Raw genomic sequence first — 16514 nt, forward strand, 5'->3', positions numbered from 1 at the left:
CCTGGGAAAACACTCACTTGCGCCAAAACCTTGCCCTGGGTGCGGTCGGTCTCAATTTTGAATTTGCTTTAAAACTCAAAAAAATTCCTCTGGGGGCGCCCCGCTACGGGGGCCCGCTTCGGCCGCCGGAGCCAAGGCTGGCGGATGGTTGCGATCGAAGAGTGAACTCTATATACTTAAGGTAAGTTACCTTTGGTATATAGGCATGTCAAGCATACCGAACAAAAGCCAAGCCACGGAGAAACGCGTTCGTCTCAGTCGCGAGCAGCGGCTAAGCCAGCTCCTTGAGGTGGCAAGGTGGCTGGTTCGCGAAGAAGGCACCGACGCGTTGACGCTGCCGCGCCTGGCCGAACAGGCCGGTGTCGCCAAGCCGGTGGTCTATGACCATTTCCGGACGCGCAACGGTTTGCTGACCGCCCTCTATCAGGATTTCGACGCGCGCCAGACGGCGCTGATCGACGCCGCCCTTGAAGGAAGCGCTCCGGGTTTGGAGGAGAAAGCTTCTGTCATCGCATCGTCCTACGTCGAATGCGTGCTGGCCCAGGGCCGTGAGATCCCCGGCGTGCTGGCCGCGCTGGCAGGCTCGCCCGAACTGGAGACCGTCAAGCGGGATTACCAACTGGATTTTATCGAGAGGTGCCGTACGGCGTTGGCCCCGTTTATCGGGCCAAGGGGGGTTATGCAGGCCGGTTTTTGGGCAATGCTGGGCGCGGCCGACACCTTGTCCAATGCTGCCGCGACGGGAGAAATCACCGCTCAACAGGCGCAGGACGAACTTCACGAGACGATCGTTGCTATGATCGAGAGAAGCAATCGTTGACGCATGCGTCCTGGCCAAAGGTTGGAGTTCCACCCGATCCATCGGAGATCAGGTTCTAATCCTTTCCCCAATGAGGCCGGCGCATCGAGAAGATCTCGCTGACGCTGGCATAATCCATATAGCCGAGACGGCCGACATTGCCCGCGCTGACGATATCGAAGATGCCGTCTTTCAGGAAGGCATCGTCGATATGCACGCCGACGACTTCGCCGGCGACGACGATGGCGCCGGTCGGTGTCCCGTCCAGCGCCTTTGGACGCATGATCTCCGTCACCCGGCATTCAAGCGCCGCGGGCGCCGCCGCCACGCGGGGTGGCGCAACCAGCCGCGACGGCGCCATGGCGAGATCGGCATAGTCGAATTCGGTGACGCCGCGCGGCGCATCGACTGCGGTGCGGACCATTTTTTCAGCGAGATCGCGGCTGACGAGATTGGCGACGAACTCGCCCGTTTCTTCGGCGAAGGTGGCGCTGTCCTTCTCGCCTTCGGACGAAAACCAGACGATGAAGGGCCGCGTCGAAAACGCATTGAAGAACGAATAGGGGGCGAGGTTGACCTCGCCGGCCTTGTTCACCGTCGAGATCCAGCCGATCGGCCGTGGCGCCACGATCGCCTTGGACGGATCATGCGGCAGCCCATGCCCCTTTGCCGGCTCGTAGAACATTCAGCCCACCCATGGCCCTGCATAATCGGCATAGAGTTTTGCCGGATCCGGCCGCGGCCGCTCCGGCGCCGGCCCTTGGTAGGTGCCGATATGGATGAAGCCGACCACCCGCTCATGCGGCGCCAGCCCCAGGATCGCCCTGCCCTCCGGCACGTCGGAATACCAGTTGCTGATCATGTTGGTGCCATAGCCCAGCGCATTGGCGGATAGCATCAGGTTCATCGCCGCCATGCCGCCGGACAGGAACATCTCCCATTGCGGGATTTTTGGGTTCTCCTTCGGGCTCGACACCACGCCGATCACCAGCGGCGCGCGCGAAAAACGCGCCAGTTCCTGGTTATGGCGGCCATCCGGCAGCGGCCCTTCGCGCTGTGCGGCAAGGGCTGCCAGCTTCTTGCCGATCTCGACGCGCGCCTCGCCCCGGTAGAGGATGAAGCGCCAGGGCTCGAGCCGGCCGTGGTCCGGCACCCGCGAGGCGGCTGCAATCATCGTCGCGATGTCAGCGTCGCTGGGCGCCGGTTCCTTCAACTCCGGGATCGGCGCGGAATTTCGGGTCATCAGAAAGTCGATGATCGGCGACGCCATGGGCGCAAGACTCCTTGGAATTTAAGCTGAAGCGCACCATCGGGGCATCGGGCGGCTCGGGCATTGGCGCGGCGCGCCGACAAAGAGCCTCTAGCAGAAGCTGATCAGACTCTTAAGCCTTGAAATTGCCACCGCCTTGGGCTTCAACGCAAGCCATGTTTGAGGGGACATTGCGACTTTTCCCGATCTGGCTCGCAGCCGCACTGTTGATGGTGCCGGTGTCGCTTGCCGTCGCGCAGGATGCGGACGGCCTCGGTGATCTGAAACTTCCCGGAATGTCGAACTATGCGCCCCCGAAAAGCGATGCACCGCTGGCAGCGGCGAGCAGCGGGGCGATCACGCTGTCGGCGCAATTGACCGACAAGGGCGCCGACATCACACGCGGCATCGTCTGGCGCGTCTTCAAGCCTGACGCCACCGGCGACGGCAAGCTGCCGATGGTCGCTTCCGCCCATGGCGGCAGCGCGGTGTTCCAGCTCGAGCCCGGCAGCTATCTGGTCCACGCCTCTTACGGCCGGGCCGGAGCCACCAAGCGCATCACCGTCGGCAAAGACGCCAAGCGCGAAAGCCTCGTGCTCGATGCCGGCGGACTCAAGCTCGACGCCGTGCTGTCAGGCGGGGTGCGCATACCGCCGAAGAAATTGCGCTTTTCGATCTATGAAGGTCAGGCCGAGGCCAATCACGATCGCGCCCTGATCATACCCGACGTCGAGCCGAACAGCGTCGTGCGGCTGAACGCGGGCGTCTATCACGTCGTCTCGACTTATGGCTCGGTGAATGCGGTCATCCGCTCAGACATCCGCGTCGAGGCCGGCAAGCTGACCGAAGCGGCCGTCGAGCATCGTGCGGCGGAGATCACCATGAAGCTGGTGCGCGAGCCGGGCGGTGAGGCGATCGCCGACACCTCCTGGTCGTTGCTCAACGAATCCGGCGACCCCATCCAGGAAACCGTCGGCGCCTTTGCTTCGATGGTGCTTGCCGAGGGCGATTACACCATCATCGCCAAGAACCGCGACCGCATCTACCAGAAAGATTTTACGGTCGTGGCCGGGCAGAACAAGGAAATCCAGGTTTTGGCCACGGAGGCCTCGGCGATCGATCCCCAGGAAGGCGCGGACTAGACATCCGAACCCTGTGCGGGAACCGGTCCAGCAGCGTGTGATTTGCCGATCAGGCCGCGTTACGCATGCGTCGCGGCAAAAACTGGCCGCGGCCGCGGGGTTCGGCCGGAGCCAGATCGAAGACAGCCCCGTATAGCCGCTCGAGCAAAGCCTTGCGGTCGCGCACCGGCTCCAGTTCGTCCCATCCCAGTACGTCGCCGACGCGCACATCGATCGATTTGCCGGACAGCCGACCGAATTCGTGGATGAGCAGCGAAGTACGCAGCGTCAGCGAAGCCCTGCCGACGAACTTCGCCACGCGCCCGTCACGCTCGGCCAGGTTCATGGGTCCGCTGACCAGGTGGAACAGCCGCCCGTTCTGGCCGGAAAAGTGCATTGGGACAACCGACGCCTTGGCATCCCTAACGAGACGGGCCGGAAACATCTTCCACGGCAGGTCGCGCGCCCGGCCAAAACCTTTCGGCGCGGTGGCGACGCCGCCCGCGGGGAAGACAACGATGATGACGCCGTCTTTCAGCAGCCGCACCGCCTCATGGCGCACCGCCATGTTGTTCCTGAGCGCGTCCTTGGTCTCGGAAAAGTCGATCGGCAGCGAATAGGGCCTCCATCTCGCGGATCTTGAGCAGATCCTTGTGGATCATGACACGGAACGGGCGCTGAAGCTGCTCGGCCAGCGACAGCACCGCAATGCCGTCGCCGATGCCGAACGGGTGGTTGGCGACGATCACCAGCGGCGTGTCAGGCAATTTTTCCGGCGGCCATTGGCCGGTGGTCCGCACCCTGACATCGATCAGCTCCAGCATGCGGCTGAACACGCGCTCGCCGCTCGGCGCCACATGGCGGCGCCAAAAGTCATAGAGCGCCGCGAAGCGATCGCGGCCGGACAGGCCTTCGATGGAGTGGATGAACCAGCGCGTCAATGCCGGCTGATGCGAGCTGGCATAGGAGAGCTCCGGAAACGGTCTTTCGCGCATCTTCAGCTTGAGCATGAGGCTCGTTACTAGGCTGGCGTGACAAGCGAATGAATTGGCGGGTATCTGAAAATGGCGGTGGATCGCTCCACCGCCATTTCGTCGACAATCCGGCTGAACTCAGGCCACTCGTTTGCGCCTGCGGTCGGGCGTCACCGCTTCTTCGGCAAGCATCGCCACCGCCTGGCCAAGGCCGAGCGACTCCTGGTCGCGCGAGCCGAGCCGACGGATGTTGACCGTCTCTTCCTCCGCCTCGCGCTTGCCGCAGACGAGGATGACCGGAACCTTGGCCAGGCTGTGCTCGCGGACCTTGTAGTTGATCTTCTCGTTGCGAAGATCGGCTTCCGTCAACAGTCCGGCCGCCTTCAGTTGCGCGACGACTTTTTGCGCGTAGTCGTCGGCATCGGAGGTGATAGTTGCAACCACCACTTGCAGCGGCGCGAACCACAGCGGGAAATGGCCGGAATAGTTCTCGATCAGGATGCCGAGGAAGCGCTCCATCGAACCGCAGATGGCGCGATGCACCATCACCGGCTGCTTTTTTTCCGAATCCGAGCCGATGTAGAAGGCGCCGAACCGTTCCGGCAGGTTGAAATCGACCTGCGTGGTCCCGCATTGCCAATCGCGGCCGATGGCGTCCTTCAGCACATATTCGAATTTTGGCCCGTAGAACGTGCCCTCGCCCGGATTGACGCCGGTCTTGATCCGGTTGCCCGACCGCGCTGCGATCTTGTCGAGCACGTCCTGCAGCACGCCCTCGGCATGATCCCACATAGCGTCGGTGCCGACCCGTTTTTCGGGACGCGTCGCCAGCTTGACGGTGATTTCGTCGAAGCCGAAATCGGCATAGGTCGACAGGATCAGGTCGTTGATCTTGATGCACTCGTCGGCGAGCTGTTCCTCGGTGCAGAAGATGTGGGCATCGTCCTGGGTAAAGCCGCGCACGCGCATCAGCCCATGCAGCGCGCCGGACGGCTCATAGCGATGCACATTGCCGAATTCCGCAAGTTTTACCGGCAGATCGCGGTAGGACTTCAGCCCGTGCTTGAAGATCTGGACGTGGCCGGGGCAGTTCATCGGCTTCAGTGCAAACATCCGGTCGTCGTCGGTGTCGTCGCCGGCAACCGTCACCTTGAACATATTGTCCCGGTACCAGCCCCAGTGACCTGACGTCTCCCACAGACTCTTGTCGAGCACTTGCGGCGCGTTGACTTCCTGATAGCCCTGCTCGTCGAGGCGGCGGCGCATGTAGTTGACCAGGTTCTGGAACAGTCTCCAGCCCTTGGCATGCCAAAAGACGACGCCCGGCCCCTCCTCCTGGAAATGGAATAGGTCCATCTCGCGGCCGAGCTTCCTGTGGTCGCGCTTTTCGGCTTCCTCCAGCATGGTCTGATAGGCATCGAGCTGCGCCTGATCGGCCCAGGCCGTGCCATAAATGCGGGTCAGCATCGGGTTGTTCGAATCGCCGCGCCAATAGGCGCCGGCCACCTTCATCAGCTTGAAGGCGCTGCCGATCTGTCCGGTCGAGACCATATGCGGGCCGCGGCAGAGGTCGAACCAATCGCCCTGCGCATAGATCTTGAGCTCCTGATCTTCGGGAACGGCGTCGATCAGTTCCAGCTTGTAGCGCTCGCCCTTGTCGGCAAAGATCTTCTTCGCCTTCTCGCGCGACCAGACCTCTTTGGTGAACGGCTTGTTACGCGCGATGATCTCGCGCATCTTCTTCTCGATCACCGGGAAATCGTCGGGCGTGAACGGCTCGTTGCGGGCAAAATCATAGTAGAACCCGTTCTCGATCACCGGGCCGATGGTCACCTGCGTGCCCGGCCACAATTCCTGCACGGCTTCGGCCAGCACGTGCGCTGCGTCATGTCGGATGAGCTCCAGTGCGCGCGGGTCTTCGCGGGTGATGATCTCGACCTTGCCGGACTTGCCGAGCGGGTCAGAAAGATCGCGCACCACGCCATCAATCGAGTAGGCGACCGCCTTCCTGGCCAGCGACTTCGAGATCGATTCCGCCAGGCCGGCGCCGGTCATCGCCGCTTCGTAGTCGCGGACGGAGCCATCGGGAAATGTCAGGGAAACGGAATTCAGCATAAAATTCTCCTATCCAGTCCCGCAAACGAGCGCGGGTGGTGAAATGCATGTCGCCCAAAAGTGTGCAGCGGTTTTTGGCCGACGACATGCATAAAGTAAAAAGCCGGATGCGTCCGGCGGCAGTCTTTTATGGGCAGATTTTCGTGCCGTAAAGGCGAATGGCCGATCACTTGCTGTTGTTGATGAGATTCGGCAGCTCTTTCAGGAACATCGCCCGCGCCTGAGGCCCCTTCGGCGTATCGGAACGTTTCGTATCGATTACCAGGCGGGCAAAGACGATGTTGCGCGTATCCTTGTTCGCCCAGCCGACAAACCAGCCAAGCGAGCGCCAGCCAAGCGAGGACTTGTCGGCGCTGTCGCCAAGCCTGGTGGTCCCGGTCTTGCCCTGCACCGTCCAGCCACCTGACCGGAAGGTCGGCAAGATCGCTTTGGTCATCGCGTGGGCCTTGTCGGAAACCGGCAGTTCGCCGGCAAGCAGCCGGCGCATGAAATTCACCTGTTCGACCGGCGATATCTCAAGCGAAGAATTCACCCAGGACCGGGTGAGGCCATCATTCTTGCCGGCATTGCCGGCAACATCGGTGTTGCCGTAGTCGAATTTCGAGACATAGCCGGCAAACCGCTCGTTGCCGAGCCGGCGGGTGATTTCCTGCGAAAACCATATCACCGAGTCTTTTTCCCAGATCGTCGGGTCGACGGTTTTCTGATCCCGCTTTGCCGCCTTGAACTCGGGCTTGTAGTCCCAAACCGGCGTGTGCTCGTCGCTCAGGATTCCCGCGTCATAGCCGATCAGGGCCAAGGGGACCTTGAAAGTCGAGGCGGGACTGAAGCGCTGGTCGCAGACCCCGTCCCGATACAGCGTTTCACCGCTTGCGGCATCCAGGATCAGCGTGCATTCGACCTTTCCCAGCGGCGCCGATTGTGCGCGGATCGGAAAACCAAAAAGCCAGGCCAGAAGGTAGATAACCACTGCGAAAACGAATGGACGGCGGTCTATCTGGCGCATTGGCAATCTCTCCTGATGGCTATCAGGAGCGGCTTAGCGAGGCGTCTTGTCTCGATTTTGTCTTAAATGCGCAACGTGCGGTTAAGGTTTGCAAATCGTAAATAGTCATTGCAATTGACGTAATTTCTCTAGCGCCTTGGGTGCCGGTGCATAGCCCATCTTAGCGGCCTTTCGCAGCCAGGACTCACCCTCGCTAACATTTCTGGCCACGCCCAGGCCATATGCATACGCAAGTCCTAAATTGTGAATTCCGCTCATTTGATTTTGCGCAGCGGCTTTACGAAACCAGACAACAGATTCAGTATAGTCTTGCTTTACGCCGCGGCCATCTCGAAGCATTTCTCCGAGCCCGTTCTGTGCAGGTGCGAAACCTTGTTCGGCCGCTTGTCGATACAGCCTCGCAGCCTCTTCTTCATTCTTTAGCAGCCCGCGGCCCCTCTGATACATAGAAGCCAAACTTGTTATGGCTGGCGCATTTCCCTGTTCAGCCGCCTTGCGGTACCAGATAGCAGCTTGGTGGTAGTCTTCCCGCAGACCGTAACCGAAGTCATAGGCTGCACCTAAATAGCTTTGTGCGTTGGCATAACCTTGGTCGGCGGCTTTACGAAACCAGGCTACCGACTCTACATCATTTTTAGGAATGCCCCTACCAACCAAGAGCATTGCGCCTAACCGAGTTTGTGCATCCGCGAGTCCCTGATCCGCGGCCCTACGGTACCAAATGGCTGCCTGCGAAGGATCTTTGGCCACTCCCAGCCATCGTTCAAGCATTTCGCCCAGTGCCACCTCAGCGTTCGCAAAGCCTTGATCGGCAGCTTTGCGATACAGTTCAACTGCCTTTCCATCATCCTGCGGCACACCCTGACCATTGTAAAAAAGGATAGCCAAATTAGTTTGAGCAGGAGCGAACCCTTGGTCGGCGGCTTTGCGATACAACTCTGCCGCCTTTCCATAATCCTGCGGTACACCCTGACCATTGTAAAAAAGGATAGCCAAACCGGTTTGAGCAGGAGCGAACCCTTGGTCGGCGGCCTTGCGATACAACTCTGTCGCCTTTCCATAATCCTGCGGCACACCCTGACCACTACGAAAAGCGTTCGCCAAATTAGTTTGAGCAGGAGCGAAACCTTGGTCGGCGGCCTTGCGGTATAGTTCTATTGCCTTGGCAACATCCTTAGAAACTCCGTCACCTTGCACGTAAAGCACAGCCAGGTTATTATGCGCCCGAGCGAACCTCTGAGCAGCCGATTTGCTGTACCATTCGGCGGCTTTTTTCAGGTCTTTCTTTATTGCGCCTTGGCCGAAGTGATACATTCGACCGATGTGAAATTCAGCCTCAGGGTCTCCCTTGTCGGCACGCGGCTGAAACAGCTCCAATGCTGTGGCAAAATCACCTTTTTCGTAGGCGTCACGTGCATCGTCGGCCCAGGCTGAAATAGACAAGGACAGCACCAAGCAAGCAGCTGACCAAGATCTCTTCAGCATTAATTTCCCCAACCACCACCATCTTCGCCCGGTGAACGGTAACACCGCTGAATTGATACGGGAAGCTCAGCCGTTTGCGGCCGGATCCTTTTTCCCGATCCGCCAGTACCGCCAGGGCGTGAACCAGACATAGCGCTCGGCCAGCACCTCCGGGACACGGTCGATGCCATGCGTTCCTCCCGGCCCGCAGCGCAGCACGCGGAAAAACCCCATCCAGCCGCCGGCCCATAGCCCATGGCGGGCGATCGCTTCGTGCGCGTATTCGGAACAGGTCGGCAAATGCCGGCAGGAATTGCCCACAAAGCCGGACAGCGTCAGCTGGTAGAAGCGCACGAGTGAGGTGCCGAGGATTCGGCCGGGCGTCTTGCGCCAAGGGCCCGGCCAGTTGCGTGTATATCGCCGCCTCTGATGCGTGTGATCCGTCGCCATTTGACGGCTACGCCGCCTGTTCGGCGCGCTTCTTCTCGATCTGGCCGATCGCGTCGACCACCGCATCGAAGGTCAGCATGGTCGAGGCATGGCGCGCCTTGTAGTCACGCACCGGCTCGAGATATCTGAGATCGGCGAAGCGGCCTTGCGGCGGTGCGCCGTTTTCCTTCAGCATCTTCAGCATCGTCTCGCGAACGCTGCGCAACTCATCCGCGCTGGCGCCGACGACATGCTGCGCCATGATCGAGGACGACGCCTGGCCAAGCGCGCAGGCTTTGACGTCATGGGCGAAATCGGTGACGACGCCGTCGTCCATCTTCAGATCGACGGTCACCGTCGAGCCGCACAGCTTGGAATGCGCGCGCGCGGTTGCATCGGGATGGTCGAGCCGGCCGATCCGCGCGATATTCCCGGCAAATCCCAGAATTTTCGCATTGTAGACGTCGTCGATCATATTTTTCCAATCCGTCGCCGCCAAGCGAACAGCGATTGCCGCTGACGGTCTTCCTTTCGCTCGCAACGATCATATATAATGCTGGTACTCGGGTATGGACAAGGCAACCAACGACCGCGTCCCTGCTCAAATCACTTCACGCCGCTTACGGGCTGGAAACAGGGCACGTTTCTAACACCCGAAAGGTCGTGGTCCGTTCAACTCGTTCCTCCTGAGAGGGGAACTACGGGAGACGCCTTTATGGATGCCGTCATCAAGAAATTCATGCCCCCTTCCGTCTATATGGAAAAGCCGGTCACCGATCGACCGACCGAAGCCGAAGCCGAGGCCGCGGTTCGCACGCTGTTGCGCTGGACCGGCGACAATCCGGACCGGGAGGGCCTGGTCGATACGCCAAAGCGTGTGGTGAAGGCCTATCGCGAAATGTTCGGCGGTTACGACAAATGCCCGGCCGAAGAACTCGGCCGCACCTTCGAGGAGGTCGCCGGCTATGACGATCTTGTTCTCGTCAAGGATATAACGTTCCATTCGCATTGCGAGCACCACATGGTGCCGATCATCGGCAAGGCGCATGTCGGCTATCTGCCGGACGGCAAGGTCGTCGGCCTGTCCAAGATCGCCCGCGTCGTCGATATCTTTGCCCAGCGCCTGCAGACCCAGGAAGCGATGACCGCACAGATCGCCGGCGTCATCCAGGATGTGCTCAATCCGCGCGGCGTCGCCGTCATGCTCGAAGCCGAGCATATGTGCATGGCCATGCGCGGCATCCGCAAGGAAGGCTCGACGACGCTGACCTCGACCTTCACTGGCGTCTTCAAGGACACGCCCGAGGAACAGGTCCGTTTCGTCACCATGGTGCGCGGCGGCAGGGGCTGAACGAGCCTCGCCGGCCGCCAGCCGTGGTCGCGAGAAATGAGAACCGGTTCTCGGATCAGATCATGGCCAAACAACAAGACAGAGCCTCGCCCGTTCCGATCCGATCGTGCTCGGCGAGGCTCTGAACAAGGACCGGCGATGTCGGCAGTGGAATTTCCGAAAGCTCCATCAGACAAGAAAGCACTGGAAGAAAGCACGGTCTTTTCGCCGCGCTTCGATGCCGGCGGCCTGGTCACCGTCGTCGTCACCGATGCCGAAGACGGCATGCTGCTGATGGTCGCGCATATGAACGCCGAGGCGCTGGCGCTGACGCTGGAAACTGGCATCGCCCACTACTGGTCGCGCTCGCGCAGCGCTCTGTGGAAGAAGGGCGAAACATCCGGGAATGTCCAGAAAATCGTCGAGATGCTCACGGATTGTGACCAGGACGCAATATGGCTGCGCGTCAAAGTGATGGGCCACGACGCAACCTGCCACACCGGCCGGCGTTCATGCTTTTATCGGACGGTGGGACTGATCGACGGCAAGGGGATGCTTGCCAACGATGGCAGCAAGCCGCTGTTCGATGCGCAAGAAACGTATCGAAAGCCTCATGAACCATCCATTTGAACCATTCGCCGAACTGCAATCACGTATATTCATGATTTCGATACGGCCTGCCGATAATTTAGCCGCGGGACAAGGGAGATTGTGATGCTCGAATGGGCGTCATTGCATAACAGACCAGACGTTCGGGAGGCCAATGGCCTGTCATCCTCCGCCGGTGCATCCGAAAAGAGCCCCGCCAGGAAAACAGGCATTTCGCTGGCGCTGGGCGGCGGCTGCGCGCGTGGCTGGGCCCATATCGGCGTGCTGCGCGCGCTCGACGAAGCCGGCATCGAAGTGTCGATGATCGCCGGCACCTCGATCGGCGCGCTGGTCGGCGGCTGCTATCTTGCCGGCAAGCTGGATGAGCTGGAAGAATTCGCCAGAAGCCTGACCAAGCGACGCATTTTTGGTCTTCTCGATCTCAACCTGCGCGGCAGCGGACTGTTCGGCGGCATGAAGCTCGATGCACGGCTGCGCGAGCACATGGCCGGCATCCGTTTCGAGGATCTGCCAAAACCTTTCGTCTGCGTCACCACGGAGATCCGCACCGGCCATGAAATCTGGCTGTCGGGCGGCTCGCTGATCACCGCCATGCGCGCCTCCTATGCCCTGCCCGGCGTATTCGAACCGGTCAGTTGCAACGGTCGCGTGCTGGTCGACGGTGCGCTGGTCAATCCGGTCCCGGTCTCGGTCTGCCGCGCCTACGAGCAGCCGCTCGTGGTCGCGGTGAACCTTCACTACGATCTGTTCGGCCGCGCCGCCGTCATCAAGCACAGCGCCGGCGAACTGGTCGTCGAGAAGGACGCGCCAAGGCCCGGCCTGATCGACACAGGGCACCAGTACCAGACACGGCTCGGCATCACCGGGGTTATGGTCGAAGCCTTCAACATCATCCAGGATCGCATTTCGCGGGCGCGACTTGCCGGCGACCCGCCCGATATGTCGCTGCAGCCAAAACTCAGCCACATCGGCCTGACCGAATTCCATCGCGCCGACGAGGCGATCCGCATCGGCTATCAGGTGACGATGGCGCAGATCGACGAGTTGGCCCGCCTGCAGGCGGTTCTCGCCTGAAGCGCGACCCGAACTGAAGGTCCGCGCAGAAAACGGAAGCTGTCCTCAGGCGCGAGCGGCATCGACGATGCGGAACTGCACCGTGCGGTTGCCGTTCCAGTGATTGCCCGACAGCGAACCGGCGACATGCACCGGCTTGCCCCTGTTCTTGAACAGGAATTCGCCGAGCGCCGTATCGACGGCGCGAAACGCGATCGCCTGGATGCGGCCGCCGCTTTCCGACTGCAACTCGGCGCGGATGTGATTGGTGCCGACCGGCCTCGCATCGGCAAGGCGATGGCGCGGCAGCGCGAAGACCGGTGCGACATGCCCGGCGCCGAACGGGCCGGCTTTCTCCAGTGCATCGAGCAGGCCAAGCGTCGCGCCTTCGGCGGCCAGCGCGCCGTCGATCGCCAGGCTTTCCTCGCCTTGCAGCCGGAACACCTCGGCCGCCGCTCGTTCCTCGAAGAAGGCCCTGAGCGCGCCAAGTTTCACCCGCTCCACCGTGATGCCGGCCGCCATGCCATGGCCGCCGCCCTTGACGATCAGCCCGGCAATGGCCGCCTCGCGCACCAGCCGGCCAAGATCGAAGCCCGACACCGAACGGCCGGACCCGGTGCCGACACCATTGGCGTTGAAGGCGATGGCGAAAGCCGGCCGGCGCGCATGGTCCTTGAGCCGCGAGGCCAGCAGGCCGACGATGCCCGGATGCCAGTTGGAGCTGGCGGTGACGACGATGGCCGGGCCATTGCCGCCGGCAAGCTCGGCATCGGCCTCGACGCGCGCCGCGGCCAGCATTTCCAGTTCCATCTGCTGCCGCTCCTGATTGAGCCGATCCAGCGTCTCGGCGATGGTGCGGGCCTCGACGGGATCGTCGGTGGCGAGCAGGCGGCTGCCGAGTGCTGCGTCGCCGATGCGCCCACCGGCATTGATGCGCGGGCCGATCAGATAGGCCAGATGAAACGTGCTGACCGGCTCGCCGATGCGCGAGACCCGCGCCAACGCCGCCAATCCTTCGTTCCTCTGCTGGCGTGCGATCTGCAGTCCCTTGACCACGAAGGCGCGGTTGACGCCGGTCAGCGGCACCACGTCGCAAACGGTGGCCAGCGCAACGAGGTCGAGCAAACCGAGCAGGTCCGGCGGTGCGGCATCGGGCAACCGGCCGCGCAGGATCCTCGCCGTCTGCACCAGCGCCAGGAAGACGACGCCAGCGGCACAAAGATGGCCCTGCCCCGAAAGGTCGTCCTCTCGATTGGGATTAACGACCGCAACCGCTGCCGGCAGCGGACCGCCGAGCTGGTGATGATCGAGCACCACGACATCGGCGCCGGCAGCGTTCGCCGCGTCGACGGAGACGGCGCTGTTGGTGCCGCAATCGACGGTGACGATCAGCGTCGCGCCGCGCGAGACGAGTTCGCGCATCGCTTCCGGATTGGGGCCGTACCCTTCGAAGATACGGTCCGGTATGTAGATCTCCGCAGGCACCGAGAAATGCGTGAGGAACCGCTTGAGCAGCGCCGACGAGGCCCCGCCATCGACATCGTAGTCGCCGAAGATCGCCACCTTTTCCCTGGCAACGACTGCCCCGGCGATGCGGGCGGCGGCCTTTTCCATGTCGGTCAGCGACGCCGGGTCCGGCAAAAGGTCGCGGATGGTCGGATCAAGGAACCGCTCGGTCTGCTCGGCGGCAACACCGCGCCCGGCAAGCACGCGCGCAACGATGTCCGGCACGCCATAGCCTTGCGCTATGGCAAGCGCGGTCATGTCCTGCCGCTCGGTCAACCGGTGCTCCCAGGAAACACCTGATGCCGACTGCCTGACATCGAGGAAGATACGGTTTTCGCCCGTCATGCGACGCGCCGTCTGCGGATTGTCATTTCTCACAATATGCGACGGCAAACCCGAGTCGGGAATCAAAACTTTTCCAGATCCTGGTGCCTGGCCTTGATCTCGCGCACGGTGCGCGACGACGAGCGCAGCACGATCGTATGCGTGGTGATAAAATTGCGGCCGAACTTGACGCCGGCCAGCATGTTGCCGTCGGTCACGCCGGTTGCCGCGAACAGCACGTCGCCGCGCGCCATGTCTTGCGCGCGGTAGACCCGCTTCGGGTCGAGGATGCCCATCTTCGCCGCGCGCGCCAGCTTTTGCGGCGTGTCGAGGATCAGCCTTCCCTGCATCTGGCCGCCGGTGCAACGCAACGCTGCCGCCGCCAGCACACCCTCCGGCGCGCCGCCGGTGCCGAGATAGATGTCGATGCCGGTTTCGTCCGGATCGGTGGTATGGATGACGCCGGCGACGTCACCATCGCCGATCAGCCGGATCGCAGCGCCCGTGGCGCGCACCGCCTCGATCAGCGCGCCATGGCGCGGCCGGTCGAGGATGCAGGCGGTGATCTCCGACACCGCCACGCCCTTGGCCCTGGCCAGGCTGGCGATGTTTTCGGCCGGCGCGGCATCGATGTCGATGACGCCGTCCGCATAACCCGGGCCAATGGCGATCTTGTCCATATAGACGTCGGGCGCGAACAGAAGGCTGCCCTTTTCCGCAATGGCGATGACCGCCAGTGCGTTGGGCAGGTTCTTGGCGCAGATCGTCGTGCCTTCGAGCGGATCGAGCGCAATATCGACCGCCGGGCCTTTGCCGGAACCGACCTCTTCGCCGATATAGAGCATCGGCGCCTCGTCGCGCTCGCCTTCGCCGATCACCACCGTGCCGTTGATGGCGAGGCGGTTGAGCTCTTCGCGCATCGCGTCGACCGCGACCTGGTCGGCGGCCTTTTCGTCGCCGCGTCCGCGCAATCTGGCTGCCGCAACGGCGGCGCGTTCGGTGACACGCACCAGTTCCATTGTGAGTATCCGGTCAAGGCCGGCGACGATGTTCTGGGCAACGTTCATCGGTGGACAATCCTCGTTGGCACATTGCCTCCCGCCAGAGGCGCGCCGGTTGTGTCAAAGCTCCATGACAACAGCAAGACCTCTGCGGGTCTTTTTTGAAAACACAACGAGATCAATCGATTGAAGGAGAAAAGCGATACGCCTATTCCGCCCGCTCGATGCGGATGACCTGCGGCTTGTCGGTCAGATGGTCGTCCCTGGTGATGCCGTCGACGGCCTTGCGGACCGCCGCTTCCGTCGTCTCGTGGGTGACGAGAATCACTGTCTTCTGCAAGGCGGTATCCGGCCCGGCGGCGTGCTGCACGATCGATTCCAGCGAAATCTCGTTGTCGGCCATGCGCTTGGCGATGGCGGCAAAGACCCCGATGCGGTCATGCACGGTCAGCCGGATGAAATAGCCGCCCGCATGGCTGCGCATCTGCGCCTTCTTGTACGGCCGCAATTCCTTCGCCGGCAGGCCGAACACCGGACCGTGCTGGAAGCCGGGCCGGCTCTTAGCGATGTCGGCAATGTCGCCGACCACCGCCGATGCGGTGGCGTTGCCGCCGGCACCGGGACCGGAGAGCAAAAGCTCGCCAAGGATATCGGTTTCGATGGCCACCGCATTGGTGACGCCGTGCACCTGCGCGATGACCGAGGCCGTCGGCACCATGGTCGGGTGCACGCGCTGTTCGATACCGCTTTCCGTGCGCTGGGCGACGCCGAGCAGCTTTATCCGGTAGCCGAGATCGCCGGCCGCGCGGATGTCGGCCTGGCTGATGTTGGAAATGCCTTCCATATAGATGTCGTTGGCGGCAATCCTCGTGCCGAAGGCAAGGCTGGTCAGGATCGACAGCTTGTGCGCGGTATCGTGGCCCTCGATGTCGAAGGTCGGGTCGGCCTCGGCATAGCCCAGCCGCTGCGCATCTTTCAGGCAGTCGTCGAACGACAGGCCCTCGGCTTCCATGCGGGTCAGGATGTAGTTGCAGGTGCCGTTGAGGATGCCGAAGACGCGGGTCACCGAATTGCCGGCCATCGCCTCGCGCATCGTCTTGATGACCGGAATGCCGCCCGCCACCGCCGCCTCGTAATTGAGCAGCACGCCCTTCTTCTCGGCGGTCTCGGCCAGCGCCACGCCATGTTTGGCGAGCAGCGCCTTGTTGGCGGTGACGACGTGGCGGCCGGCTTCAAGCGCCGCTTTCACCGATGAATGCGACGGCCCTTCGTCGCCGCCGATCAGTTCGACGAAAACATCGATCTCGGCGGTCTGCGCCATTCTTACCGGATCGTCGAACCACTTGGCCGCGCCGAGATCGACGCCGCGGTCGCGTTTGGGATCGCGGGCCGAAACGGCCGACACGACGACCTCGCGGCCGCATTGCCGAGTCAGTTCCGCCGCCTTGTCGCGCAGCACGCGCGCCACCGAAGCGCCGACAGTGCCGAGACCGGCGATTCCAACACGCAACGCTTCAGCCATGTCCGGCGACGC

15 protein-coding genes and 1 pseudogene are annotated in these 16514 nt (G+C 62.1%); 5 read left to right on the forward strand and 11 right to left on the reverse strand.

The features are described 5' to 3' along the window. Positions 1 to 205 precede the first annotated feature (205 nt). On the forward strand, positions 206 to 820 hold the full coding sequence (locus tag AC0L18_RS01450; protein ID WP_473490439.1) for a TetR/AcrR family transcriptional regulator: 615 nt from the start codon (positions 206 to 208) through the stop codon (positions 818 to 820). 55 nt (positions 821 to 875) lie between these two features. On the opposite strand, the gene AC0L18_RS01455 is transcribed toward AC0L18_RS01450, so the two are convergent. Together AC0L18_RS01455 and AC0L18_RS01460 are read right to left on the reverse strand one after the other, a co-directional pair. Then, entirely contained in the window at positions 876 to 1484 is a 609-nt protein-coding gene (locus AC0L18_RS01455) for a flavin reductase family protein (RefSeq protein WP_473490324.1), read from the reverse strand. Then, positions 1485 to 2069: a nitroreductase family protein gene (locus AC0L18_RS01460; protein ID WP_473490325.1), complete on the reverse strand. Its 585-nt coding sequence runs from the start codon at positions 2067 to 2069 to the stop codon at positions 1485 to 1487. It abuts the gene before it with no gap. 155 nt (positions 2070 to 2224) lie between these two features. Between AC0L18_RS01460 and AC0L18_RS01465 the strand changes: the two genes are divergently transcribed. Further along, positions 2225 to 3190, forward strand: a complete 966-nt coding sequence (locus tag AC0L18_RS01465) for a hypothetical protein (RefSeq protein ID WP_473490326.1) — start codon at positions 2225 to 2227, stop codon at positions 3188 to 3190. A 49-nt stretch (positions 3191 to 3239) separates the two neighbouring features. On the opposite strand, the pseudogene AC0L18_RS01470 reads toward AC0L18_RS01465, so the two are convergent. The 6 genes and pseudogenes from AC0L18_RS01470 to AC0L18_RS01495 all read right to left on the reverse strand — a co-directional run bounded on the left by AC0L18_RS01470 (position 3240) and on the right by AC0L18_RS01495 (position 9632). Continuing rightward, a pseudogene (locus AC0L18_RS01470) lies at positions 3240 to 4179 on the reverse strand (lysophospholipid acyltransferase family protein). Between the two features lie 102 nt (positions 4180 to 4281). Beyond that, positions 4282 to 6258: a threonine--tRNA ligase gene (thrS, locus tag AC0L18_RS01475; protein WP_473490327.1), complete on the reverse strand. Its 1977-nt coding sequence runs from the start codon at positions 6256 to 6258 to the stop codon at positions 4282 to 4284. 166 nt (positions 6259 to 6424) lie between these two features. Then, complete coding sequence (gene blaOXA / locus AC0L18_RS01480) at positions 6425 to 7264, reverse strand: class D beta-lactamase (protein WP_473490328.1); 840 nt, start codon at positions 7262 to 7264, stop codon at positions 6425 to 6427. Between the two features lie 105 nt (positions 7265 to 7369). Further along, the gene (locus AC0L18_RS01485) at positions 7370 to 8749 is read right to left on the reverse strand and encodes a tetratricopeptide repeat protein (RefSeq protein WP_473490329.1); all 1380 of its coding nucleotides are present in this window, start codon (positions 8747 to 8749) and stop codon (positions 7370 to 7372) included. 66 nt (positions 8750 to 8815) lie between these two features. Beyond that, positions 8816 to 9178 carry a membrane protein insertion efficiency factor YidD gene (gene yidD, locus AC0L18_RS01490; RefSeq protein WP_473490330.1) on the reverse strand — a complete coding sequence of 121 codons (363 nt, stop codon included), beginning with the start codon at positions 9176 to 9178 and terminating at the stop codon, positions 8816 to 8818. Positions 9179 to 9185: 7 nt separating this feature from the next. Further along, a complete protein-coding gene (locus tag AC0L18_RS01495) occupies positions 9186 to 9632 on the reverse strand; it encodes an iron-sulfur cluster assembly scaffold protein (protein ID WP_287303237.1) in 447 nt (148 codons plus the stop codon). Between the two features lie 240 nt (positions 9633 to 9872). Here AC0L18_RS01495 and folE point away from each other — a divergent pair, with 240 nt between their 5' ends. From folE to AC0L18_RS01510, 3 genes are all read left to right on the forward strand, one after another. Continuing rightward, on the forward strand, positions 9873 to 10508 hold the full coding sequence (gene folE / locus AC0L18_RS01500) for a GTP cyclohydrolase I FolE (protein ID WP_473490331.1): 636 nt from the start codon (positions 9873 to 9875) through the stop codon (positions 10506 to 10508). A gap of 138 nt (positions 10509 to 10646) precedes the next feature. Then, positions 10647 to 11117 (forward strand): phosphoribosyl-AMP cyclohydrolase, encoded by a 471-nt coding sequence (hisI, locus tag AC0L18_RS01505; protein WP_473490332.1) that lies wholly within the window; start codon positions 10647 to 10649, stop codon positions 11115 to 11117. An 84-nt stretch (positions 11118 to 11201) separates the two neighbouring features. Beyond that, positions 11202 to 12170 carry a patatin family protein gene (locus AC0L18_RS01510; RefSeq protein WP_023801041.1) on the forward strand — a complete coding sequence of 323 codons (969 nt, stop codon included), beginning with the start codon at positions 11202 to 11204 and terminating at the stop codon, positions 12168 to 12170. A 45-nt stretch (positions 12171 to 12215) separates the two neighbouring features. Here AC0L18_RS01510 and recJ read toward each other — a convergent pair whose 3' ends face one another. The 3 genes from recJ to AC0L18_RS01525 form a co-directional block, all read right to left on the reverse strand. Beyond that, on the reverse strand, positions 12216 to 14000 hold the full coding sequence (gene recJ / locus AC0L18_RS01515; protein ID WP_473490333.1) for a single-stranded-DNA-specific exonuclease RecJ: 1785 nt from the start codon (positions 13998 to 14000) through the stop codon (positions 12216 to 12218). Positions 14001 to 14062: 62 nt separating this feature from the next. Next, positions 14063 to 15046, reverse strand: coding sequence for a class II fructose-bisphosphatase (gene glpX, locus AC0L18_RS01520; RefSeq protein ID WP_023801039.1), 984 nt, complete (start codon positions 15044 to 15046; stop codon positions 14063 to 14065). Between the two features lie 142 nt (positions 15047 to 15188). After that, positions 15189 to 16502, reverse strand: coding sequence for a homoserine dehydrogenase (locus tag AC0L18_RS01525; protein ID WP_473490334.1), 1314 nt, complete (start codon positions 16500 to 16502; stop codon positions 15189 to 15191). Positions 16503 to 16514 lie beyond the last annotated feature (12 nt).

This window comes from Mesorhizobium sp. WSM4819 (assembly GCF_055811215.1).

Bases quoted from the DNA above. Each gene is read 5' to 3' on its own strand.
- AC0L18_RS01450 (WP_473490439.1), top strand. From the start codon at position 206: ATGTCAAGCATACCGAACAAAAGCCAAGCCACGGAGAAACGCGTTCGT.
- AC0L18_RS01455 (WP_473490324.1), bottom strand. From the start codon at position 1,484: ATGTTCTACGAGCCGGCAAAGGGGCATGGGCTGCCGCATGATCCGTCC.
- AC0L18_RS01460 (WP_473490325.1), bottom strand. From the start codon at position 2,069: ATGGCGTCGCCGATCATCGACTTTCTGATGACCCGAAATTCCGCGCCG.
- AC0L18_RS01465 (WP_473490326.1), top strand. From the start codon at position 2,225: ATGTTTGAGGGGACATTGCGACTTTTCCCGATCTGGCTCGCAGCCGCA.
- thrS (WP_473490327.1), bottom strand. From the start codon at position 6,258: ATGCTGAATTCCGTTTCCCTGACATTTCCCGATGGCTCCGTCCGCGAC.
- blaOXA (WP_473490328.1), bottom strand. From the start codon at position 7,264: ATGCGCCAGATAGACCGCCGTCCATTCGTTTTCGCAGTGGTTATCTAC.
- AC0L18_RS01485 (WP_473490329.1), bottom strand. From the start codon at position 8,749: ATGCTGAAGAGATCTTGGTCAGCTGCTTGCTTGGTGCTGTCCTTGTCT.
- yidD (WP_473490330.1), bottom strand. From the start codon at position 9,178: ATGGCGACGGATCACACGCATCAGAGGCGGCGATATACACGCAACTGG.
- AC0L18_RS01495 (WP_287303237.1), bottom strand. From the start codon at position 9,632: ATGATCGACGACGTCTACAATGCGAAAATTCTGGGATTTGCCGGGAAT.
- folE (WP_473490331.1), top strand. From the start codon at position 9,873: ATGGATGCCGTCATCAAGAAATTCATGCCCCCTTCCGTCTATATGGAA.
- hisI (WP_473490332.1), top strand. From the start codon at position 10,647: ATGTCGGCAGTGGAATTTCCGAAAGCTCCATCAGACAAGAAAGCACTG.
- AC0L18_RS01510 (WP_023801041.1), top strand. From the start codon at position 11,202: ATGCTCGAATGGGCGTCATTGCATAACAGACCAGACGTTCGGGAGGCC.
- recJ (WP_473490333.1), bottom strand. From the start codon at position 14,000: ATGACGGGCGAAAACCGTATCTTCCTCGATGTCAGGCAGTCGGCATCA.
- glpX (WP_023801039.1), bottom strand. From the start codon at position 15,046: ATGAACGTTGCCCAGAACATCGTCGCCGGCCTTGACCGGATACTCACA.
- AC0L18_RS01525 (WP_473490334.1), bottom strand. From the start codon at position 16,502: ATGGCTGAAGCGTTGCGTGTTGGAATCGCCGGTCTCGGCACTGTCGGC.